General features: G+C 62.7%; 24 protein-coding genes and 1 pseudogene. 13 read left to right on the top strand and 12 right to left on the bottom strand.

The features are described 5' to 3' along the window. Positions 1-235 precede the first annotated feature (235 nt). Positions 236-1,027, top strand: a complete 792-nt coding sequence (locus TY51_RS20875; RefSeq protein WP_081994755.1) for a sulfotransferase — start codon at positions 236-238, stop codon at positions 1,025-1,027. 149 nt (positions 1,028-1,176) lie between these two features. On the opposite strand, the gene TY51_RS06715 is transcribed toward TY51_RS20875, so the two are convergent. After that, a complete protein-coding gene (locus TY51_RS06715; protein WP_042247489.1) occupies positions 1,177-2,070 on the bottom strand; it encodes a LysR family transcriptional regulator in 894 nt (297 codons plus the stop codon). A 111-nt stretch (positions 2,071-2,181) separates the two neighbouring features. On the opposite strand from TY51_RS06715, the gene TY51_RS06710 reads away from it, so the two are divergent. From TY51_RS06710 to TY51_RS06690, 5 genes are read left to right on the top strand one after another with little or no spacing between them, the layout of a single operon-like run. Then, on the top strand, positions 2,182-3,168 hold the full coding sequence (locus tag TY51_RS06710) for a hydroxyacid dehydrogenase (protein WP_042247487.1): 987 nt from the start codon (positions 2,182-2,184) through the stop codon (positions 3,166-3,168). A 12-nt stretch (positions 3,169-3,180) separates the two neighbouring features. After that, a complete protein-coding gene (locus TY51_RS06705; protein WP_197054678.1) occupies positions 3,181-3,864 on the top strand; it encodes an RraA family protein in 684 nt (227 codons plus the stop codon). Continuing rightward, positions 3,848-4,852 carry a tripartite tricarboxylate transporter substrate binding protein gene (locus tag TY51_RS06700; protein WP_197054677.1) on the top strand — a complete coding sequence of 335 codons (1,005 nt, stop codon included), beginning with the start codon at positions 3,848-3,850 and terminating at the stop codon, positions 4,850-4,852. The genes TY51_RS06705 and TY51_RS06700 overlap by 17 nt, the downstream gene beginning before the upstream one ends. Then, a complete protein-coding gene (locus TY51_RS06695) occupies positions 4,852-5,316 on the top strand; it encodes a tripartite tricarboxylate transporter TctB family protein (RefSeq protein ID WP_042247481.1) in 465 nt (154 codons plus the stop codon). Before TY51_RS06700 ends, TY51_RS06695 begins: the two co-directional genes overlap by 1 nt. Before the next feature lie 16 nt (positions 5,317-5,332). Continuing rightward, positions 5,333-6,841: a tripartite tricarboxylate transporter permease gene (locus tag TY51_RS06690; RefSeq protein WP_042247479.1), complete on the top strand. Its 1,509-nt coding sequence runs from the start codon at positions 5,333-5,335 to the stop codon at positions 6,839-6,841. A gap of 57 nt (positions 6,842-6,898) precedes the next feature. On the opposite strand, the gene TY51_RS06685 is transcribed toward TY51_RS06690, so the two are convergent. After that, positions 6,899-7,906, bottom strand: coding sequence for a Hint domain-containing protein (locus TY51_RS06685; RefSeq protein ID WP_042247478.1), 1,008 nt, complete (start codon positions 7,904-7,906; stop codon positions 6,899-6,901). A gap of 326 nt (positions 7,907-8,232) precedes the next feature. Here TY51_RS06685 and TY51_RS23260 point away from each other — a divergent pair, with 326 nt between their 5' ends. After that, positions 8,233-9,495 (top strand): Hint domain-containing protein, encoded by a 1,263-nt coding sequence (locus TY51_RS23260; RefSeq protein ID WP_231558944.1) that lies wholly within the window; start codon positions 8,233-8,235, stop codon positions 9,493-9,495. A 47-nt stretch (positions 9,496-9,542) separates the two neighbouring features. Here the strand turns inward: TY51_RS23260 and TY51_RS06675 are convergent, their stop codons facing one another. Then, entirely contained in the window at positions 9,543-9,965 is a 423-nt protein-coding gene (locus TY51_RS06675; protein WP_042247476.1) for a MarR family winged helix-turn-helix transcriptional regulator, read from the bottom strand. 89 nt (positions 9,966-10,054) lie between these two features. Between TY51_RS06675 and TY51_RS06670 the strand changes: the two genes are divergently transcribed. The 6 genes and pseudogenes from TY51_RS06670 to TY51_RS06645 all read left to right on the top strand — a co-directional run bounded on the left by TY51_RS06670 (position 10,055) and on the right by TY51_RS06645 (position 13,604). Further along, on the top strand, positions 10,055-10,747 hold the full coding sequence (locus TY51_RS06670; RefSeq protein WP_042247474.1) for a DUF899 family protein: 693 nt from the start codon (positions 10,055-10,057) through the stop codon (positions 10,745-10,747). 37 nt (positions 10,748-10,784) lie between these two features. Further along, entirely contained in the window at positions 10,785-11,156 is a 372-nt protein-coding gene (locus TY51_RS06665; RefSeq protein WP_042247472.1) for a DUF1428 domain-containing protein, read from the top strand. Then, entirely contained in the window at positions 11,153-11,929 is a 777-nt protein-coding gene (locus TY51_RS06660) for a VOC family protein (protein ID WP_042247470.1), read from the top strand. Before TY51_RS06665 ends, TY51_RS06660 begins: the two co-directional genes overlap by 4 nt. After that, a pseudogene (locus TY51_RS23250) lies at positions 11,929-12,409 on the top strand (VOC family protein). Before TY51_RS06660 ends, TY51_RS23250 begins: the two are co-directional and overlap by 1 nt. Then, complete coding sequence (locus TY51_RS06650; RefSeq protein ID WP_042247469.1) at positions 12,406-12,861, top strand: GFA family protein; 456 nt, start codon at positions 12,406-12,408, stop codon at positions 12,859-12,861. Before TY51_RS23250 ends, TY51_RS06650 begins: the two are co-directional and overlap by 4 nt. A gap of 551 nt (positions 12,862-13,412) precedes the next feature. Continuing rightward, positions 13,413-13,604 (top strand): hypothetical protein, encoded by a 192-nt coding sequence (locus TY51_RS06645; protein ID WP_156117922.1) that lies wholly within the window; start codon positions 13,413-13,415, stop codon positions 13,602-13,604. Positions 13,605-13,758: 154 nt separating this feature from the next. On the opposite strand, the gene TY51_RS06640 is transcribed toward TY51_RS06645, so the two are convergent. The 9 genes from TY51_RS06640 to TY51_RS06605 all read right to left on the bottom strand — a co-directional run bounded on the left by TY51_RS06640 (position 13,759) and on the right by TY51_RS06605 (position 22,441). After that, on the bottom strand, positions 13,759-14,625 hold the full coding sequence (locus tag TY51_RS06640) for a ribokinase (RefSeq protein ID WP_042247467.1): 867 nt from the start codon (positions 14,623-14,625) through the stop codon (positions 13,759-13,761). A 14-nt stretch (positions 14,626-14,639) separates the two neighbouring features. Further along, positions 14,640-15,500, bottom strand: a complete 861-nt coding sequence (locus TY51_RS06635) for a MurR/RpiR family transcriptional regulator (RefSeq protein ID WP_042247466.1) — start codon at positions 15,498-15,500, stop codon at positions 14,640-14,642. A gap of 11 nt (positions 15,501-15,511) precedes the next feature. Beyond that, positions 15,512-16,471 (bottom strand): ABC transporter permease, encoded by a 960-nt coding sequence (locus tag TY51_RS06630; RefSeq protein ID WP_042247493.1) that lies wholly within the window; start codon positions 16,469-16,471, stop codon positions 15,512-15,514. Then, a complete protein-coding gene (locus tag TY51_RS06625) occupies positions 16,471-18,006 on the bottom strand; it encodes a sugar ABC transporter ATP-binding protein (protein ID WP_042247465.1) in 1,536 nt (511 codons plus the stop codon). Before TY51_RS06625 ends, TY51_RS06630 begins: the two co-directional genes overlap by 1 nt. A gap of 109 nt (positions 18,007-18,115) precedes the next feature. Beyond that, on the bottom strand, positions 18,116-19,162 hold the full coding sequence (locus TY51_RS06620; RefSeq protein ID WP_042247464.1) for a substrate-binding domain-containing protein: 1,047 nt from the start codon (positions 19,160-19,162) through the stop codon (positions 18,116-18,118). Between the two features lie 42 nt (positions 19,163-19,204). Beyond that, on the bottom strand, positions 19,205-19,474 hold the full coding sequence (locus TY51_RS23245) for a hypothetical protein (RefSeq protein WP_231558942.1): 270 nt from the start codon (positions 19,472-19,474) through the stop codon (positions 19,205-19,207). After that, on the bottom strand, positions 19,474-20,181 hold the full coding sequence (locus TY51_RS23240; RefSeq protein WP_231558941.1) for a sugar phosphate isomerase/epimerase: 708 nt from the start codon (positions 20,179-20,181) through the stop codon (positions 19,474-19,476). The genes TY51_RS23245 and TY51_RS23240 overlap by 1 nt, the downstream gene beginning before the upstream one ends. Before the next feature lie 491 nt (positions 20,182-20,672). After that, complete coding sequence (gene oiaX / locus TY51_RS06610; protein ID WP_042247463.1) at positions 20,673-21,911, bottom strand: 3-oxo-isoapionate-4-phosphate decarboxylase OiaX; 1,239 nt, start codon at positions 21,909-21,911, stop codon at positions 20,673-20,675. Continuing rightward, positions 21,908-22,441: a nucleotide-binding domain containing protein gene (locus tag TY51_RS06605; RefSeq protein ID WP_081994751.1), complete on the bottom strand. Its 534-nt coding sequence runs from the start codon at positions 22,439-22,441 to the stop codon at positions 21,908-21,910. Before TY51_RS06605 ends, oiaX begins: the two co-directional genes overlap by 4 nt. Positions 22,442-22,602: the final 161 nt, after the last annotated feature.

Below are 22,602 nucleotides of genomic sequence, written 5' to 3'. Positions count from 1 at the left end.
AGGATAACGTCCCGACCCGCGTGGTAGGTTCATCTGAAAGGAGCCGATACGCAGTGCGGATCCGGATGTCAGTCGCCGTCACCCAAGGCATGGAAAATGTGAACGCGGACTGTTCGGCACTCGCCACGTTCACCTTTCAACGGTAACGAATGCGAGGATCGGGTGGACTATAGCTTAATGGTCTTTGGGGCTGCAGGCCTGCCGGAATACGAAGCCATGTGTAGGAACCGTCGCAATGCATTTCCCACGATACCTCTTTGTCGGGGGGCTGCACCGGTCCGGCACCTCTCTGTTGACGCGCCTTATCGCATCGCATGGATCAGTAGCGTCGATCCAGAATGCGCCGGTACCGGAAAACGAGGGGTGCTATCTTCAGGGTGCCATACCCCACACGGCGCAACATGGTCGCCCGATGCATTTCGCGACCGATCCAGACCATCATCTGATCGAAGGCCATCGTCTTGACCGCTTGCAGACCCGCCTGCGTCTGGAGCACGATTGGGATCGATGGTTCGATCCTGACCGCCCATGGCGTATCGAAAAATCCCCGGTGAACCTGACCCGCACGAGACTTTACCAACAGCTGTTCCCGCTTTCGCAATTCGTTCTCATCGTCCGCCACCCCGAAGCCGTCGCGGCGGCCGTGGCCAAATGGGTGGATCGACCCTTTCATGACCTTGTCGATCACTGGTTGGACGCGCACGCGCAGTTGGAACGTGATCTGCCCTATCTGCATGCCGTCATGACCATCCGCTACGAAGATCTGGTTGCCGCACCTGCTTCCGTTGTGGGGGGCGTGTTCGCGTTCATGTCACTGCCGCAACACCAAATCGCTGATCGTCTAAAGAATGGAAACCGAGATTATTCCATCTCCAATCGGATGACATCGGTTCCGGCCTACCGGGCCGAGCGATGGGGATACCTGCCAGGAATGAAAGTTACTGCCGTGGCTCCACGGTTTGCTCATCCACTTCGGTCGGTCCGCGACTCGGTCGTGGCGGCATGGCATGATGGATCCTGCGAATAAGGGCTCATCAGGTGTGTTGGCTTTGGAGCCCTGTGGCGCCTTGAAGCGACGCGCCAAGGGCCGGCTTTAAGTAAGATGCAACAGATCATCTCGAATCTTGGGACAGAACCAGTAATGGTGCAAATGCGCCTGAAACATGATGCCTGTTGTTACCCGGGAGAAGTACGATGCACGCCATCGTCGCCGCCCGCTTCGGCAAGATGGGCGTGCAGTTCCCCGATCAAGGTAGCGCGGGGGCCACGGGGACGTTGCAACAGCCCGATCTGGCGAAGGATCGGCGGGTCGCCGAACGGCAGCATGACGACCTCGACCTTGCGATCCCGCACAGCAATTCGGGGCACGACAGATACCCCCAGCCCGTTCTCGACGCAGGCGGTCACAGCGGAAATCGTATCCATTTCGGCGATATCACAGAGTGACACATTCATGCGTCCCAGTTCTGCCTCGATCAGCCGTGCCAGCGGCACGTTCGAGCGGAAGCGGATATAGGGATGCGCTGTCAGGATCTCGGCAACACTGGAGGGCGCTGTGCCAGGCGGCGCTATGACGAACAGTGGCTCGCGCAGAAACGGCGACCACTCCAGCTCGCGTGATGATGCGCTGTTTTCAGCAATGATCGCGACATCAAGACGACCCGCCACGACATCCTGCAGCAGCTCTTCTGAAGAGCCGACCCGGATCTTGATCTTGAGACCTGGATGATTCGCGACCAGACGGGCTGCCGCGCGGGGAAGCAGGCCGATGGCGCTGGTGCGCACCGATCCGATGGCAAAAGTGCCGATGATCCGCCGCCCAGAAATGGCGTCGATGGCGTTTTCGGCGGTCCGCAAAATTTCACCTGCTGCCTCCAGAAGCTGCTGGCCAGCCGCCGTCAGTGTGGGAGGGCGATTTTCGCGATTGAACAGGGAGACGCCGACTTCGGATTCAAGGGCTTGGATCTGCTGACTGACGGCCGAAGGTGTCAGGGAGACGCGCTCAGCTGCCCGAGCAAAGCTGCCGTGCTCCACGATGGCAACAAGGGTTCGAAGCTGGCGCGTATCCATGGTGTAAAGACTTTCTTAATGTAAAGAACAGTTTTATCAGCTTTCATTCAGATTGTCAGTTGCTAATGATCTGATGGAGGAGATGCCGCCTGATGGGGCGGACGGAGGATCATGACACGGACCATTTTGATCACGGGGCCTAGCTTGGCCCCGGCCGCGGCCGACGTGCTGACGGCTGCAGGATACCAGCCTGTCTATGTGCCGGCCTACACGACCGGTGACGGGCTGATCGATATCGTGCGCGCCACCGACCCAGTGGGTATTCTGGCCCGAATGGGGCGCGTGGATGAGGCGGTTTTTGCAGCCGCGCCCCGATTGCGGGTCGTGTCAAAGCACGGTGCCGGCGTCGACAACATTGATACGGATGCAGCCGCCCGGCGCGGTATTCCGGTCCTGAATGCTGCAGGTGCCAACGCTGTCTCGGTCGCTGAGCAGACGATTGCCTTGATGTTCGCGGTGGCCAAGAAGGTCATCCCACTGGATCGCGGACTCAGGGACGGCCGGTGGGACAAACCTGGGTTTCTGGGACGTGAGTTGGCTGGGTCGGCTCTCGGCCTCGTGGCTTTTGGTGCCATCGCGCGACAGACCGCCCGCTTTGCCAAGGGCCTCGGTCTGTCGGTCAGGGCATATGATCCCTACACACCCGCGGAGGTTTTTGCAGAGGAAGGGGTGGAACAGGTACAGGATCTCGACGTGCTGTTCGCCGATTGCGACATCCTGAGCCTTCACTGCCCCCTGACCGCGTCCACGAAAAACCTGGTTAATGCAGAACGTCTTTCCCGGATGAAGCCTGATGCGATCATCATCAACACCGCCCGTGGCGGCCTGATCGATGAGACTGCTTTGGCGGATGCCCTGCGCGATGGGCGCATCTTCGGCGCGGGCCTGGATACATTCGCACAAGAGCCGCCACCTGCCGAGCATCCCTTCTGGTCCGAGCCGCGCCTGGTGCTCAGCCCGCATATCGGTGGCGTAACGACGGCCGCGAACCTTCGGGTCGGGGTCGAGGCCGCTCAGGGCATCGTCGATGTCCTGGCCGGCCGGACGGTATCCGCGACCCGGATCGTGAACCGAGACAAACTTTCGATCAGCGCCTGAGGAGGCATCCCAATGACCCTTGGATTTCGCATCCTGGCGCGTGAGCGCGCCGTGGCCGCAGACGTCGTCGCACGGTTCCTGAAGCTTCCGGTCGCCAATGTCAGCGACAGCATGAGCCGCATGACCGCAGCAGGGCCGAGTCTGACCCGGATGCATCGCGACGGACAGATGGCGGGCCCCGCCCTGACTGTCAAAGCGCGGCCTGGCGATAACCTGATGCTGCACAAGGCTATCGACATGGCACAACCGGGAGATGTGATCGTGGTGGATGCTGGCGGCGATGTGACAAACTCGTTGATGGGCGAGCTGATGCTGGCCTATGCGATCAAACGCGGCGTCGCCGGCTTTGTTCTGAACGGCGCGATCCGTGACGCAGACGCTATCCGACAGGTGAACCTGCCGGTCTTTGCTGCCGGTGTGACCCATCGCGGCCCCTACAAGGACGGTCCGGGTGAGATCAATGTACCAATCGCGATCGATGGCATGGTGATCCATGCGGGCGATCTGGTTCTGGGCGACTGCGATGGCGTGCTGGTCGTGCCCTATGACGAGGTCGAGACGGTCTATGCCGCAACGAACGCCAAGCAGGACGCGGAGACACGTCAGATGGCTGCCATCGAGGCGGGGACCAATGACCGTTCCTGGGTGGATGCGGCATTGAAGAGATTGGGTTGTCAGATTGCAGAAGGCATCTGACGACCAAAACGAGGACTTAGGGAGGAAACCAATGTCCATCACCAAGACCCTGTCGCTTGCGGCAGCCCTGTTCGCGTCTGCGGCCGGCATGGCCCATGCCGAATGGCCCACCGACCGCCCCATCGAGATGATCGTGGCTTTTGCTCCGGGTGGCGGCACCGACATCATGCTGCGCACGCTTGCGCCCTATTTGGAGACCGAGCTGGAAACCCAGTTTCCCGTCCTGAACCGGCCCGGTGCGGCAGGTGAGATCACCTACACGGCACTGTCGCAGGCCCGGCCGGACGGTTACACCGTGTCGTCGCTGAATACGCCTGGCTTCCTGACCATGCAGATCAATCGCGAACCCCGCTTCGATCCTGCGGATCTCTGCCCTATCGCCCGCATTGTCGAAGATCCGGGCACGTTCATCGTTCCAGCGGGTTCCGACTATCAGACGCTTGACGATCTGGTGGCCTATGCCAAGGCCAATCCCGGTGCGGTCTCGATCGGAACCACGGGTGTGGGAACGGACGAGCATATGGCCCTGCTGCAGTTGGAGCAGGCTGCGGACATCGATCTGACCGCCGTGCCGTTCGGCGGCGCGAACGAGGCCAAGACCGCATTGCTGGGTGGCCACATCACCGCCATCGGGCTGAATGTCGGCGAGTATGCGACCGCCGACAAGGATGCCATGCGCGCGCTTGCGCAGTTTGCCGAGGAGCGCTCGGTTCTAGCGCCTGATCTGCCCACCGCGTCCGAGCAGGGATACGACGTGATCATGTCGTCCGAGCGCGGCTTGGCGGCGCATTGCGACGTGCCCCAAGAGATCCGCGACCGGCTGGCCGCGGCTGTCGATGCGGCACTGGCCAACCCTGAGTTCAAGGCCCAGGCAGAAACGCAGTCCCTTCCACTGTCGTTTCAGTCGGGAACGGAATGGCAGGCAGCAATGCCCGCACGGCTTGAACGCTTCCGCGAGATCTTCGCACTGATCGACGAGGAACAGTGATGGCCGCGCCGGGCGGCGCCGGAAAGGGCGCCGATCTGCCAGATGTTCTTACGGCAGGTCTGTTCATCGGCTTCGGCGCGCTCGGCTTGTGGTTGGCGCGTGATTTGGACCAAGGCACACTGGCGCAGATGGGACCGGGGTTTCTGCCCCGTGCCGTCTGCATCGGACTGTTGGTTCTGGGTGGCATCACCGGTGTCGCCGCCTTGCGACGCGGAGCGGAGCCCATCGAGTCCATTCGCCTGCGCCCGTTGCTGGTCATCACACTCGCGATCGTGGGCTTTGCTTATCTTGCCGAATGGTTGGGGTTTGTTCTGGCATCCGGGTGGCTGATCATCGTGGGATCTTTGGCCGATCCGGGTGGTCGGTGGCGCACGACCCTGCTGCTGGCGGCGGGTCTCACGCTCTTTGGTGCGCTCGTTTTCATCTATGGCCTGGGTGTCCAGATGCCCTTGTGGCCGGTCTAGGCCGGGGAGAGAGATCATGGAAATCCTGGACCTTCTGATGCTCGGCTTTGGCGAGGCGATGACGCCTGCCAATCTGGGCTTTTGCCTGATCGGGGCGCTGCTGGGCACGCTGATCGGGGTTCTGCCCGGCATCGGGCCCACGGCCACCATCGCGGTACTGCTGCCGATCACGTTCTTCCTACCGCCATTGGCGGGGATCATCATGCTGGCCGGCATCTATTACGGTGCGCAGTATGGCGGATCGACCACGGCCATTCTGGTGAACCTGCCAGGCGAGGCATCCGCAGTCGTCACTACCCTGGACGGCTACCAGATGGCGCGACAGGGCAGGGCGGGGTCCGCCTTGGCCGTTGCCGCACTGGGGTCATTCTTCGCCGGGACCGTCGCCACTTTCGCGATCGCCATCGCTGGCCCCATGCTGGCCGGGTTCGCTCTCAACTTCGGGCCGGCGGAGTATGTGGCGCTAATGGTCTTTGGCCTTCTGGCGGCCACGATCCTGGCAAGCGGCCCGGTCCTGAAGGCCATCGGAATGATCCTCGTCGGCTTGCTGCTGGGCATGGTCGGGACCGATCAGGCCACCGGCACCGAACGTCTGACCTTCGGATCCCTGCAATTGTTCGACGGGGTGGAGTTCACGGTGATCGCCATCGGTCTGTTCGGTTTCTCCGAGATCATCGCCAATCTGGAACGCACCGGATCGGCGGGGGTCACGGTAGCACCGCTGACCCGGCTGTGGCCGACGCGTGAGGATTTCCGCCGGGCCTGGCCTGCGGTACTTCGCGGCACCGGCATCGGCACCTTTCTTGGCATCCTGCCGGGGGGCGGGGCGACTCTTGCCTCGTTCAGCGCCTATTCGCTGGAGAAGAAGGTCTCCAAGACGCCGGAGAAGTTCGGCACCGGCATGGTCGAAGGCGTAGCCTCGCCTGAGGCAGCCAATAATGCTGCGGCGCAATCATCGTTTATTCCGCTGCTGACTTTGGGTATTCCGTCAAACAACATGATGGCGATGATGCTGTCGGCCTTCATGATCCATGGGATCACGCCCGGCCCGACCGTGCTGACCACCCAGCCCGAGATTTTCTGGGGACTGGTGGCTTCGATGTGGATCGGTAATGCGTTGTTGGTGGTCATAAACCTGCCGCTGATCGGGCTTTGGGTCAGGCTGCTGACCGTACCCTACCGGCTGCTCTATCCCGCGATCCTGCTCTTCTGCTGCGTCGGCGTCTATTCGATGAACAATCGCATCTTTGACGTACTCCTGGCCGCTGGCTTCGGTCTGCTGGGCTATGCGTTCCGAAAGGCGCGCTGCGAGCCCGGGCCCTTGCTCCTGGGCTTCGTGCTGGGACCGCTGCTGGAGGCTAACCTGCGCCGGACGATGCTGATCACCCAAGGTGACGCAAGCATCTTCATCGAGCGGCCTATCAGCCTGACCATGTTGGCAGCCACTGTCTTGCTGTTGGCCTTGATGATTGTTCCGAGCTTCCGGAAGAAACGCGAGGAAGCGTTTCAGGAAGACGAGGCTTGAGATAAGAGCTGGCTGGGTCATTTGACCTGGCCAGCTTTTTCTAGCCACCGTCGAAACTCACCGCTCAATGCATATTACTCTATCCATGTGTCTATCATGACCATGAGACGCTTTTGCCGCCGCACCGGCACGCCGTTCCTCACGCAGCAGCTCTCCACGTCGCCATTCGTCGTGGGATAGGCGCGTCGATACACCGTCATGCGCGCATAGGGCCGGGGCGTGATCCCACAGGCCGAGGGAATAGGGTGTCATCAGCAGGCTCTCGACCCGGTTGCGGGCGGTCAGGATGACCGAGTGCACCGGCAACAGGATGTGATGATAGTCGACCGGGCCGTGATCGGGACGCAGCGTGGCACGCCCGGCCTCGGCAAGGTGCTTGGCCTTCGCCCACCGCCCGTGCCAGAGGATCCTGTGCAGGGGAGAGAACAGTTCTCCGTTCAAATCGACGGGCCAGTCCTGCGGGGTCTTGCCGGAACAGTGTCGCCGGTCCGTCCACAGCACGGGCTGGCGCCCGTCGGCGGTCAGGATCGCGTCGCCCACCCGGACATCCCGAACCGGGATCATGCCCGCACGGGCGATATCGACAAGCACGTCCGGACCAAAGCAGGGCGCCACCAGGGGACGGGACAGTGCGGGGGCGATGTCATAGGCGCCGTTGCCCACGGGGAATGTCTGCGGCAGCGTCGCGAACGAATTGTCGCCATTCGTGATCATGATCGGCCCGATCCAGGGCGACCCCGGTGCAGGTTGCATCACCGACGTGTTGATCCGAGCATAATCGTCCCCCAGGCCCGAGAGATCGCTCTGGATGTTGGCGGTCTGGCCAGGGTTCATCGGCCGGTACTCGGCGACCTGCTTGCCCGATCCGTCAAACACCTTCAGCCCGGTGATCCCGCTTCTGTCGGTCAGCTCCGTCCCCGTGTCGTTGATGGCGGTGATCTCGATGCGGTGGTCCTTGGCCCAGATCTGGCGGCCCCATTGCACCGTCGCCGTGCCTTGGGAGGAGTTGGTGCCGACGGCGGGATCGACGATCAGTTGATCGCCTCGAATGCTGAACGTGATCACGGGAAGCTCCTTTCACAGGGGTTTCCCGACCGTACGGATTTGCATTTTCTGCAAGGTTAACGCGACCCGTGATGCGCGGCGTCCTGAGTATTTGTGGTTTATCGATTATAAACGAAATGAAGCGGCGGAAGGTTCTACCGGTCACCGCACCAAGTTTGATCGAGGATGTTTCTGTCGCTCGTAGCGAACCGGAGCGCTGCAGAAACGAGGGTGCATCCTCGGCGATGAGTGCTGAATTCCGCGAAAATTGTAACTTCTTGATTGCACAACGCGCAATTTGTGCGTGCTAAAAGCCTGATCATCCTCCTCTTCAGCCAGGTGATCAGATGCCGTCCGACAGCGATCTCAGTGCAAACAAAGCCGATCAGCCAATTGCAGGGCAGTGGAAATTCACGGCTTATAACCACGACTTTTCTTCAGCTGATGGGCAGGCGGGCGATATCGCCAGTGGCGTGCCCACGGGGGAAGGGTACTCGACTGATTTCGACATCAATCGCATTGTGAACGCCGCGCGCGGAGACGCGCCATCGGCTGATGCGAACGATGTGGGCATCAGCTTCACCAGCAGTCTCAATGTCGCCGCGGGCGGGACGTACCGGCTGACGACCAGCTCGGATGATGGTTCACGGATCATCATTCGGGACGGCAAGGGCAATCCGGTCGCCTTCGACAACCAGACGGGCGGGCGTCTGGACTATCTGAACAACGACTTCCACCAAGGGCTCACAACGCGGTATGGCGATGTGGAATTGGCGCCCGGCACCTATTCGATCGAGATCCTCTACTGGGAGAACCAGGGTGCCAATCTCCTGTTCGGAACCATCTCTGGCCCCGATACCCAAGGCTCTTCTCAGGATCTGACGCGTTCGTCGATGATTGGGGTCCCACCCGCGCTCACGGGGACGGAGAGTCGCGAAAGCGTGTGCTTCGTCCGCGGCACACTGATTTTGACTGGCAACGGTCCGCGGCCCGTTGAAAGCCTCCGGTGCGGGGATCTGATCGTCACACGCGATAGCGGCGTTCAACCGATCCGGTGGATCGGATCTCAGACCCTGACATCCGAGAATTTGTGTACGTCGCCGAAGAATCGTCCGATCCGGATTTCGGCAGGGGCGCTCGCACTGAATGTTCCGAGCCAGGATCTGCTGGTCTCGCCCCAGCACCGGATCATGCTCCGCTCCAAGATCGCGTTCACCATGTTCGGTCAGCATGAGGTTCTGGTGGCGGCAAAGCATCTTTGTGGCGTGACCGGCATCGACGTCGACGACGACGCTGAAGGCGTCGAATACTTTCATATGCTGTTTGATCAGCACGAAGTCGTCTTCTCAAACGGCGCGGAGACGGAATCCCTCTATCCCGGTCGGCAGGCGCTCAAATGCGTCGGACCGAAGTCGCTCCGGGATATCTTTACGATTTTCCCTCATCTGGAGGATACGGATCGTGAACCCGCTCCGGCGCGGCCGCTGGTCCCGGGACGGAAAGCCAGGAAACTGGTCGAACGCCATCTGAACAACGGAAAGCCGCTCGTCGCCTGTGCTCAATTGTCCGAAAGAAACCATAGCCAGCAGGTGCTGATTGCTGCTGAATGAACTGACTTTAGTGGTGATCATCGAGCGCAACGTGGACAGCCAGCCTGTCACCGAACGCCTGCAATAGCGTTCAACTGCCCGCGCAGCTGACCGGGATCACCGGGAACGTTCTTCTCGATGTCACCATGTGCCGCTGTCCAGATCGGGATGGCCTGCTCCAGCAGCGCCAGCCCGCTCGCGGTGAGCGTCAGCCGACGAGAGCGCCGATCCTCGGCATCAGGGGTGACCCTCAGCAAGCCTCGCCGCTCCAACGGCTTGAGATTGGCGGTCAGCGTGGTCCGGTCCATGGCCAGCAGGCTCGCGACCGATCCGATCGTCGGCGCCTCCGGGCGGTTCAGCGAGATCAACAGCGAGAACTGGCCGCTTTTCAATCCGACAGGGCGCAGGGCGTCGTCGAAACGCCGGGCAAGGGCACGGGCGGCGCGTTGCGTGTGAAGGCACAGGCAACTGTCCCGGACCAGCAAAGTCATGCCGAAATTTGCGGGGTTGGGAGAATTCGTTGACACATGCGCTTTTAGGTTGATACCAATCTAATAGTCAAGGCAATCGGAGGTTCGCCATGACTGACACGCTGACCCCGGCATCCGATCTCGCGTCCCGTTCCACCACGAGGTGGCCGAACGAAAGCGACGCCTACCGTGCCGCCCGCACCACCCTTCTGGCTGAAGAGATCCGCCTCAGGCGGCATATCCAACAGGTGGCCGCTCAGCGGCGTGCCCTGCCGGCGGGAGGCGGGATCGATCAGGACTATATGTTTGAGGGCAAGGACGGACCGGTGACCCTGACCAGACTGTTCGGCGACCACGACACGTTGATCGTCTATTCGATGATGTATGGCCCCGACCGGGCGCGTGTCTGTCCGATGTGTGCGGCGCTGCTGGATGCGTGGGATGGCATGGCGCGCCATGTCGCGCAGCGGGCGGCGCTGGTCGTCGTCGCACGGTCGCCGATTGACCGCATTCTGGCTTGCGCGGCCGAGCGCGGCTGGACCGGGCTGACCTTTCTGTCCGATCCTTCGGGCGACTACACCGCCGATTACGTGGGCGATCGCGATGCGGACATGCCTGCCTATACGATCTTCCGCCGCGAGGCTGGGGCTGTGCATCATTTCTACAGTGGCGAAGGCGGGATGGAGATCGCGGATCCCGGTCAGGACCCTCACGCCGCCCCGGACCTCAATCCGCTCTGGGTCATGCTGGACACCACACCAGAGGGCCGCGGCACGGAATGGTATCCACGGCTGGATGACTGATCCGCCTCATCAAGACCTTCCCCGAAAGGAGAGTACCATGACCTACGTCAGCGGCTTTGTGATCCCGGTCCCGAACGATCGGAAGGAGGATTACCGAAAGATGGCCGAAGAGGCGGCGGCGATGTTTCGCGATTATGGCGCGCTCGAGATGATGGAGGCCTGGGGCGAGGATGTGCGCGACGGCACCGTCACCGATTTCCGCCGGGCCGTCCAGGCAAACGAGGGTGAAACGGTCGTGTTCTCGTGGATCGTCTGGCCCGACCGCGAGACCGCCGATGCGGCCGAGAAGCGCATGGAGGCCGATGACCGGATGACGCCGCCCGAGGATGCGCCTTTTGACATGGCGCGTATGATCTATGGCGGTTTCGCTCCCATCTTTCAGATGGGCCGCAAGGGAGCAGACACATGACCAACCGTGACGGAACCCCGATCTGGTACGAGCTGATGACCGACGCCCCCGACGCGGCGCAGGCGTTCTATGCCCCGGTGATGGACTGGGTCTTCGATACCCCGCCTGGCGGGATGGAGCGAGATTATCGCGTCTTCGCGGCGCCTGACGGCGAAGGCGTTGGCGGCATTATGCCCGCGGCCATGCCCCCGACATGGGCCTTTTACGTCGGCGTGGCGGATGTCGATGCGATGGCGGGGCGGGTGACCGACCTCGGCGGCAAGGTGCATCTTGGCCCGCAGGACATCCCCGGTGTGGGGCGCTTCGCCTTCGTAGCCGATCCGCAAGGCGCAACCTTCTATCTGATGCGCGGCGGCAGTGACGTTGACAGCACCGCCTTTGCCCCCTCCAAGCCAGGACACTACAGCTGGAACGAGCTGGTGACATCGGACCAGGACGCGGCGCTGGTGTTCTACGGCGCGCTGTTCGGCTGGACCGTCGCCGGTGCGATGCCGATGGGTGACATGGGGGATTACACCTTCCTTGCTCATCAGGGCGACATGATCGGTGCGGTGATGACCAACCCGCAGCGGGGTTCGGGGTCGTTCTGGAACTTTGCCTTCACTGTCCCGGATATCGACCGCGCCAAGGCGGCGGTAGAAGCAGGAGGCGGCACCGTGCGTCAGGGCCCCGTCGCCCTACCCGGCGACGATGGCGACTGGATGATCCAGATCATTGACCCGCAGGGCGCCAAGGTGATGCTGACCGGCAAGCGGGAGGAGGGAGCGGCGTGATGGACAAGATCAGCACCTTCCTGTGGCTCGACGGTCGGGCGAGCGAGGCTGCCGAATTCTACACGGGCCTGTTTCCCGACAGCCGGATCATGGAACGGACAGTCAGCCCGATCGACTATCCCGGCGGCAGGGCCGGGGAGTCATTACGGTGTCGTTCATGCTTGGCGGCCGCAGCTTCATCGCCATGAATGGCGGCCCTGGCCATCCCTTCACCGACGCGATCTCTCTGTCCATCGACTGTGCGGACCAGGCCGAGGTCGATCACTACTGGGACGCTTGGCGGATGGTGGTACGCCGATCCAGTGCGGCTGGATCCGCGACCGCTTCGGCCTCAGCTGGCAGGTGACCCCGCGCATGCTGCCTGCGCTTCTGGCCGATCCTGATCGCGCCAAGGCCGGACGCGTGATGGAGGCAATGATCACGATGGTCAAGATCGATGTCGCGGCCATCGAGGCGGCTGCCGAGAGTGGTCCGGCATGACGATGCCTGTATTGCCGATGACGGGCGGATGCCGCTGCGGCGCAGTGCAGTTCCGTGTTACGGCGCCGCCGATCATCACCAGCGCCTGTCACTGCGCGGGCTGCCAGCGGATGACGGCCAGTGCCTTTTCTCTCTCCGCAGCGTTTCGCGAGGGGGCTTTTGTCATCACTGAGGGCGAGCCGGTGATCGGTGGCCTGCATGGCCCCGAGGCCCGGCACCATCATTGCGATCATTGCAAGAGCTGGCTGTTCACGCGGTGGGGCGACATGGTCAACCTGCGGGCGACGATGCTGGATGACCCTGGCTGGTTCGAGCCCTTCCTCGAAACCTGGACGCGCGAGAGGTTGCCCTGGGCTACGACCCCCGCGCAGCACAGCTTCGAAGAATTTCCCCCGATGGAGGCGTTCGAAAAGCTCCTTGCCGCGTATGCGAGACATATTGGTCGGACCTGACCCGTCGAGAGGTGTTCGACAGCATGGGGCTCCGGGTTTGTACGATCGGGGCTCTCAAGCACTCCGTCATGCCTGTACATATAGATAACTGCACGACGTGCAGAGTTGGCCTACATTCAGCGTGTAGTTGTTTGAGGTCACCAGTATGCCGCATGTTTTGAATGAGACGACGTTTCGCCTGTCCATCTCCGGTGAGGACTAGACGCTTATCGAGACTGCCTTGACAGCCTATGACCACAACGCGGTCTACCGCGATCTGCGGGACAGGCTGGACATGCAGGTGGCCATGATTAGGGCCATGGACGGTGCGACGCGGAATGCCGGCTCTGGGCAAGTGCGCGACGCATCCGGACGCAGTCGGTCGACTGCAAGGCAGTCGCGATAGCGTCTCAGGCGGCGATGTCCCGCGGTTTGGTCGTCTATCGGGATCAGAGAGTACGATTGCCTCAGACAAAAGGCATGACTTCATAAACTGACTGGTTCAGTATTATGCCCTGATCGTAGCTGTGCGCAGGGAGTGGCAAGTTATGCCCCCGATGACGCTGACCAGAATGCCCGACGACAACCCCGTGGTGATACGGTTCGAGGCCGATACCGAGTTCAACATCGACAACGGCCCGGAGGGCGCTACCATCCTGGCTCTGTATCGGCAGGGGTCTCAGCAGATCATCCATGTTCGCGAAACGCGCGAGCAGATCATTGCCGACCGGTTGGCAGTCCTTTCAGGACTTTCGCGCCTCTGATGTCCAAACTGCCGTCGATCGCTTGATCATCCTCAAATGCGACCCGGAACCCGGAAAGCACTACCGGCGGTATGACTTGGAAAGCATAAGGACGTTATTACCCTACCCGCTAAACCTGCCTCCGGCAAGCGGTCGCAGCTTCCCGTCCCACGTATCACGCCTCCCTGGAGACGTGCTTCGCGGCAGCCAGGTTCGCGCTCGCGACGGCGTCGGGCAACGCGTTCTGTTCCACCAATCGCGCAATCATCGTGCCGATGAAGCAATCGCCGGCCCCATGAGTACTAATTAACGTCACGCAATGCCCGGGTTCCGAATACCTGCCATTTACCCCTGCCACGGCGACCCCGTCTCCGCCCGCAGTGACGATCACAACCCGAAAGCGTTCGGACAGAGCCTTTGCAGCGTCTTGCGCGGTATCAAGGCTGACCACTGCAATGCCACACAGCGCCTCCGCTTCTCCGGCGTTGACCACAAGGATGTCGATGATCTGCACGAGCACGTCTGACAGAGTGCGCGCAGGTGCGGCATTCAGGACGACTGACAAGCCGCGCGCATGCGCAGCCTGCGCGGCGGCGATGTTGAGGGCCTCGGGGATCTCGTTTTGCAGAACCAGATGTGTCGCGCCCTCCCACAGGTCTTCATGCTCCAGTCCCGCAGGATCGATGGCCATATTCGTCCCGGACACGATGACCGCGCCGTAATCGCCTCCCGCGTCCATGATCGCGACACTCATTCCGGACCCCTGTCCGGGCAGGGTCGCAACATGGATGTCGTCCACACCATCCGCGCGCAGCCGATCGCGCAGAAAAATCCCGAACCCGTCATCACCGACCGCCGATACCATCCGGCACGGAATGCCCGCGGCCACGACGGCGGTGGCCTGATTTCCGCCCTTGCCGCCAAAGACCGGACGCCATGCCGTTCCCGTCACTGTTTCGCCTGCGGCAGGGCGGTGGGGGGCATCGACCACGATGTCGTAATGCAGGCTGCCGACCACGACGGCGCAGGGGTGGGATGACATGAGAGGTGTCCTGTTCAGCGGCGGCGTTTGGTCTCGACCGCGTTGCGGGTGCGGGCCAGTTGGGCCTCGGACCGGTCCAGGTCACGCTGCGCGACGGCCACGAAGATGGCGTCCATGATGTTCAGCTGTGCTATCCGCGCGGCAGCGTTCTCGCCCAGCAGGGGCGATCCCTGCGCGGTCGAGCACAGCGCGATGTCGGCCAGTTCGGATAGCGGAGAGGTGGAGTAGTTTGTGACAGCGATCACACGCGCGCCCTGCTGTCGGGCGAGCCGCGCGGCCTCGATCACGTTCGACGTGGTGCCGGAGTGGCTGAAGGCCACGGCCACGTCGGTAGGCCCCAGAAGCGACGCCGACATCAGCATCATGTGCGGATCGTCCTGCACGCTTGCGCGCAGTCCGATGCGGAGGAACTTGTGTGCCACGTCGCGGGCGATCTGGGCGGAGCCGCCGACGCCATAGAAATCGCGCTGCCCCGCGCCGTGCAGCAGGTCGGCCGCGCGGTCGAAGGCCGCCACGTCGATGATGGACATCGTTTCCTCCAGCGCCTGCATGGAGGTCTGGAACACTTTGCGGATGATGTCGGCCGAACTGTCGTCCGGAGAGATCTCGGAATGCAGCGAGGCGACATCCGTTTGGCGATAGATCACCAACGCCTCGCGGAAATCACGGAAACCGGCAAATCCCAGTTTTTTTGCGATCTTGACGACCATGGCGTCCGACACGCCCGCATCGCCCGACACCTGCCTCAGCGCCGTGGTGCGGTCCAGATCGGTGCGGCCTGTCATCCCCTCGACCACGCGGGTCTCCAGCGGGGTGAGATAGGGCATCCGCATCCGGATCTGGGCGCCGATGCTGCGCGGGTCGGTGTGGTCCATCAAAGCTCCTGTCATGCGCGGCCGCGGGTAGCCCGGTCGATCAGCATTGCGACGAGGATGATGATACCTGTCGCCAGCAGCTGATAGAAGGCCTGCACATTCATCAGCGTCAGCCCGTTGCGCAGACCGCCCAGGATGACCGCCCCCATCAGCGTTCCCACGACTGACCCCTTGCCGCCCATGAGGGAAGCGCCGCCGATGGCTGCCGCCGCGATGGCGTCCAGCTCCCACAGGTTGCCCATGGTGGGGTCAGCGGCGCCAAGCCTGCCCGTCAGGATCAGCGCCGCAACAGCCGCCAGACCGCCCGACAGCACATAGACGATGATCTTGGTGCGCGCGACGGGGACGCCGGCGATGCGTGCAGCTTCGGGATTGCCGCCAACGGCCAGGATGTACTCGCCAAGCGGGCTGCGGTTCAGCACGACCCACAGGATGGCCGCGATGATCGCCACGATGATCACCGGAACGGGTACGCCCAGGACAAGCCCGTTGATCGCGGACCGGAATTCTGGCGGGATGCCGAAGATCGGGTTGCCGCCGGTAAAGATCAGCGCCAGCGCCCGGTACAGTGAAAGCGCGCCAAGCGTCACGATGAAGGGCTGCAATCCGGCGATTGCCACCAGCGCGCCGTTGAACAGACCGCAGGCCATCCCTGTTGCGATGGCGCCTGCCACGGCCAGCGTGATCGGCACGCCGGCGATCATGAGCGTGGCACCGACGATGGCCGACACGGCGGCGGTGGGCCCGACCGACAGATCGATCCCGCCTGAGATGATGACAAAGGTCATTCCCAACGCGATGCAGGCGTTGATCGAGGATTGCTGCAGAATGTTGATCAGGTTCGGCGCCGTCAGAAACACCGGGTTCAGCACGGCAAAGACGGCAAAGATCAGCACGAGGCCGAAGAACGTCCCGGCATCGCGCAGATTGATGCGGGGAGCCGTGCGGGTGGGAATTGCGGTATCGGTCATCACATGGCCTCAAGGGCTTGGGCCACGGGAACCGGGCCTTTTGATTTGGGAATGGCATTCGCCACGATGGCGTCTTCGGATATCTGGTCGGCATCGAGGATGGCGGCGATCGTGCCTTCCCGCATGACCATGACGCGGTCGGACAGTCGGATGATCTCAGGCAGTTCCGAACTGACCACGATGATCGACTTGCCGGACTGTGCCAGCTGCGCGATCAGATCGTAGATTTCCGATTTCGCACCGATGTCGATGCCGCGTGTGGGTTCGTCGAACAGCAGGATATCCACGTCGGCGGCGAGCCACCGGCCAATGATGGCCTTTTGCTGATTGCCCCCGGAGAAGGTGCCTATGGCGCGGGTGACGTCGGGGGGGCGCATGCCCATGCGTTTCATCAGCGCCGTCGATTCCTTATGCAGCTTGCCCCGGTGGACAAGCCCGAACCGCGTGAACCGACCCATGCACGGTAGCGCGATGTTGGACGACACGGGGCGCGCCCGAACGATGCCGTCCTTCTTGCGCTCCTCCGGGACCAGACCGATGCCTGCGCGGATTGCCGTGCGCGGACTGCGCAGATCGACCGGCTTGCCGTTGAGGGTGACGCTGCCGGTTTTGGCGCGGTCGATTCCCGCAATCAGGCGCAGCAGTTCCGTGCGCCCCGACCCGACCAGACCGGCAAGACCCAGAACCTCTCCCTTGTGCAGGGAAAAGCCCGCATCATGGATCAGCCCGCCGTCGGACAGGTTATCCACCTGCATCACGATCTCGGGGCGGGCATGGCTGACATGGCGGGCATGCAGGATGTCGCGGCCGACCATCTTGGCGATGACCTGATCCTCTGTAATCTGCGATAGGTCCACGGTGTCGATGAACCGCCCGTCGCGCAGGATCGTGGCGCGGTCGCAGACCTGAAAGACCTCGTTCATCTTGTGGCTGACATAGATGATCGACTTGCCCTGCGCGGCCAGCCGCGCGATCAGCGCTGCCAATGCGTCAAATTCCGATGGCGTCAGCGACGATGTCGGCTCGTCCATGGCGATGATCTTGGCGTCATCCAGCAAAGCTCGGGCGATCTCGACGATCTGCTGCTGTGCGACCTTCAGGGTGTGGATCAGCGCACGCGGATCGATGCGTGGGTCCAGATCGGCCAGGATGGCACGGGCACGCGCCTCCTGTGTGGCGCGATTGACCAGAAGGCCGCCGGCGCGCGTCAGCGGGCGTCCCAAGAACAGGTTCTGCGCGACGCTCAGCTGCGGGATATGCTGCAGCTCCTGTTGGATCATCGCGATCCCGGCGGCGCGGGCGTCAGCGGGCCGGGTCAGAGTGACGGGCTGGCCATCGATGACGATCTGTCCTTCGGTCGCCTGCAACACGGCGGACAGGATGTTCAGCATCGTCGATTTGCCGGCTCCGTTCTCGCCCAGCAGGCCATGAACCTCGCCGGGGCGCACGTCAAAGCTGACCTTGTCCAGGGCGCGGATGCCGGGAAACACCTTGCTGACACCGATGAGCGACAGCCGACTGGCGGGATTTGTCATGGCGACACCTATCCGGGAATGGGGGCGGGTGGCGCCGAGGTGGCGCCATCCGAAGTCCGGCCTGCATCAGGGGGAGGGACCCGTGCGGGCCGGGATCAGCAGACCGGTGTCACTCGGCCAGCAGCATCTCGCGCAGCGCTGCGGTATCCTCGACCGAGAATTCCTCGACATTGTCTGCGGTGATCAGCGCCTGCGGGGTGGCAACCACGCGGGGCAGGTCCTGTCCACCGATGAGGCGCAGCACGACCTCCATCGCGACTTCTCCGGTCAGCACCGGAAAGCTGTCAACGGTACCCGTCAGATCGCCCGCCCGGATCGACGCATAGGCGTCAGAGATACCGTCCGTGCCGAACACCGCCACCTGGTCCTGAAGGCCCGCTGCCTTGACCGCCTCGACCACGCCAAGGGCCATGCCGTCGTTGTTGGCATAGAACCCGATCAGGTCGGGATGCTGCTGCAGGATCGTGGATGCCGCGTCGTAGGCTGTCTCACGGCTCCAGTTCGCAGGAACGCTGGCTGCCACCTCGAAATTGCCCGCTTCGGTGATGGTCGCAGTAAAGCCGTCGGTGCGCTGGCCCGCGGCGAACACCCCGGGCTGGCCCTCGATCACGGCGACCTTGCCGCCGTCGGGGGCGTTGTCGATGAACCATTGGGCCACACGCACGCCGTTGTCGCGCTGCACGTTGCCGACGTAGTGTTCGGCTGAGGGGATGACAGCATCATTGACGTTGACGACCATGATGCCTTGCGCTGACGCGTTCTCCATCGCGGGCTGCAGGTTGTTGTCGGTCTGCGGAGAGACGAGCAGGCCCTTGTTGCCCTGTAGGATCATGCTTTCGGCAATCTGCAACTGGCCCAACTGGTCGCCTTCGGAGGGAGCAGCCTGATAGGCCAGCGTCACGCCCTGCGCATCGGCCACGTTCTGATAACCCTGACCCAGGGAACGCCAGTATTCGTTGGTCAGCGTCTTGGATACACCACCGACCTGAGTTCCCTCGGCAGGCTTCGGCAAGTCGCCCAACTGTTCGGACAGCGCCGACCAATCCATGCGGTCGGCCTCGGTGTCGGAGTTCAGCGGCGCCAGATCCTGCGCAAACGCAGCACCGGCAAAGGCCGTCACGGCGCTGGCCATCAGAAACGATTTGATCGAGATCATCTTGGGTCTCCTCCCTTTACGATAATCGAAAGAACAGTAAAGTCAGCCCCCGGCCATGATACGCGCGATGGCACGCTGGCTGATCGGGGAATTCTGGGTGGCGATGGCATCGTGCAGTGCATTATCCGCAGACACGCGGTCGGCCATCGTCATGAAGCGCTCGACGGCAGCGATGTTGGTGCGGCATTCCTCGACCGGATCGATGCCGGACGCATCCGGGAAGGTGTCGAAGTAGATCACCCCCTTATAGCCGTCACGGCTGATCTGCCACAGCAGCTCCAGCGTGGCTTGCGGATGCACACTGCCGACCATCAGTCCGTCGTCGCGCTTGGCGTAGCGTCGTTCAAGTGCACGCCCAGAAGCCGCGATTTCCGCGCGATCAGGGTCGCAGCAAAAGCTGGCATCTCATCGGCATAGAGCACGTGCGCGAAATCCAGTGTGACGCCGGTATTGGCGCAGCCCGTTTCGGCAATGGCCAGCAAAGTCGTGGCCGCATCCGGCAGCAGCGCGTAGGATCTTGGCTCATTCGCCTTGTACTCTATCGAAATCATGCATTCGGGTGCGTGCTCGGCAACCTCACGGATACCCGACACCTCATCGTCCCACATGCGACCATAATCGCCCTGGAAGCTGTAATCAAAGCCGTCCTGACCCAGCCACAGGGTCATCAGCGGCGCACCCATCGCCAAGGCGGCATCAATGCCGCGTTTGGTGAGGTCCAGCGCTTCTTGCCGTACGGCGCGGTCCGGATTGGTGAACGCGCCGAGTTTGAATGCCGGATTGGTGTAATAGCGCATTGCCAGGCCGTTGACCTGCAACCCCAAGTCGTTGATCCGCCCCAGCACATCGCGGGGAACATCGGCCACATGGTCGGGAAAGTTCAGATCCACATGCGTAAGGCCCGGCACGCTGGCGGCACGTTGCGCCATCATTTCCAGCGTCGGCTTGCCTGAATGGTTGGGCCAGGCCCGGTCAGCCTGCGCGGCAAATGAGTTCAGGCGTGTTGCGAATCTGGTCATGTAAGGCCCTCCGTTACTTCACAGATAGACGTTGGGTCGTGAAGTAGTCAAGAGGGTGGTCACTCCATTCTGCTGCTATTCTATGGCGGAGTTCAAACTTGGCCCTGTAGGGCGAAAATGGCGCATATGGACCGTTTGATCTGCAGACGCCGGTTTGCTGGAGGTGGCCATCGAAGTCGATAGATGTCGATAGATGTCGATGGCCATCCGGCCCATGGGGAGGACGACAGTCGGCATCGCGACCCGAACCAATCTGGTCGCCGCGCTGTCGAGATCCAGCTTAGCTATTTGAACCAAAACATATAGCTGCCGACCCTTGTAAGGCATGACGAAAGCATCACGAGAGTAGTTTGCTATGGGAAGGCCACGACTACCCACACCGTTAAAGCTGCAAGACCGCGATCATAGACGGTCAATTTCTCATGATGCCCTTAAGGATAAAATCATGAGGTTTTATGTTCCGTCGCCTCTAACCTCGGAAAGCCTTTTCCCTACTGACCGCCTCCCCACCGCTGAAAACTCGCGCTGAGGTCCGGGCAATCGGCCATTGCCTGTTTCGGGCTTTGACCCTTGCTGGCCGCGGTCCATGCATGTCGGATGGCACGAACGCCTGCGGCGGGGCCATTCGGATGCCCGTGGACGCCGCCGCCGCCCAGATACATCAGGTCCAACGTGCCGCCTGTGCGGGCCCAGGTCTCGAAGGCTTGCCCGCCCCATTGCCCCGAGCAGACCACAGGCAGCGCCCGGTCCGCGTCCGAGAAGATCGGCGTTGTGACGTCCTGAAAAGAGTGCACGAAGCTGTCGTCGCCCTCCCAGTACTTCGCGCCGATGCCGTTGATCTGAAACTGATCGACGCCCAGTAGGCGCCAGATCTTCTGCCAGGCGCGGAACTCGAACCCCAGATTCGGATGGCGCGTCAGCAGGTCCCACCCGTTGCGATGCGCGTGTAGGCACAAGGCCGACCGCCGGCGCAGAAAGGCCATCGCCCCCGGCCCGATGGAGTTGATGTTCACAACCGCCGCATTGCCGCCCCGTGCCACGACGTGATCGTGGCGGCGCATCATCACGTCCGGGTCGGCCGATGACAGGCCAAAGGCATACATCACCTGTTTCCCGGTTCGCTGCGCGTGGTCGCGGATGACCGCCATGACGGCATCGACCCGCGCCTCGAACGGGGAATAGGCGGGCGACATCATCTTTTCGTCGTCCTTGATGAAATCGACCCCTGCGTCACACAGGGTGCGGACGACCTCGGCCGTTTGGTCGGGCATCAGCCCAAGCGAGGGCTTGATGATCGACGCGATGATCGGCCCCTCCGCGACCCCGGTCAGGCGGCGCGACCCGTCGATGCCGAATTGCGGCCCCGGATGGTCGGCAAAATCGGGCGTCAGATCAAAATCCAGCACCCGCATGCCGGTCAGACCGCGTGCCGCGAAGAGCCCCCCCGTCGTCACCGTCAGAAGCGCCGCGATATCGCCGCCGATGCTGTCGGGCGAGAAGGCGATGGTCGCGCGGGCGCGCTGCACCGGACCTGTGCCTTCGGGCAGGGACGGGTGGGGCAGGGGTTCCAGCATGGTCACCTGTTCCACGCGGGCAGCGTGGCGGGCGCGCAGGACGTCGGTCTCGCCCGGCAGGGCGGTAAAGGTGCCGGTGGACTGGTCGGCTGCGATCTTCTCGGCCATGGCGCGCGGATCGCCCGGTGTTTCCAGCATATAGGTGACGCGGATCATGAATGCTCCTGTGCGCGGGGGCCGCCGCCGTCGCGGATCCAGCCGAAGTAATCGGGCGAGCCCATCTGCCCACCCTTCAAAGCGATCTCCAGCCCGTCATGGGGACCGTCGCCATAGGCGAGGCACAATGCCGCGCCGGGGATCGTGGGCGCCAGTGCGGTCAGGGCCGACAAGCCCAGTTGCCGCATCGCGTGTCCCGATGTGTCGCCCCCCGAGATCACCGCCCGCCGGATGTCCGACCCGCGCAGCACCCCGTCAAGGATGCGGCCCAGCCCCTCTCCGATGCGTCGGGCGGCGGTGTCGGGCGCCATGCCGGATGCCGCCAGCGCCGTTCGGAACGCGCCGACCTGTGCGCCGTCATGGCCCGCCGCGGAGTGGACCAGTGGGCTGGCCCCGTCGTGCGCGGCACTAAGGGCGGCGCGGCTCAGGCGGGCGACCTCGGCGTCCAGATCGTCGTTCGACCCACAGGCGGCGCGTGCGTCGAAGGGCAGCAGCGGCAAAGCCCGTTGCCGCCCCTGGCCCCAGTCCAGCTGCGCCCGACGTCACAGGAGACACCGACCCGACACGCCGGATCTGTGACACGCGGTCCGGCGGAGGCGGCGGGGACGGCGGGGGCAAGGTGCACTCTGCTGCCAGTGCCGGACCAGCGCGTACTCGACTCCGCTGGCGTGCGCGGCCGACCAAGCGCGTG

It is taken from the genome of Paracoccus sp. PAMC 22219 (assembly GCF_000787695.1).
In the GTDB taxonomy this organism is placed as follows: Bacteria; Pseudomonadota; Alphaproteobacteria; order Rhodobacterales; family Rhodobacteraceae; genus Paracoccus.
Note: the sequence above shows the minus strand (reverse complement) of the source record. Positions and strands in the feature narration are given on the sequence as shown.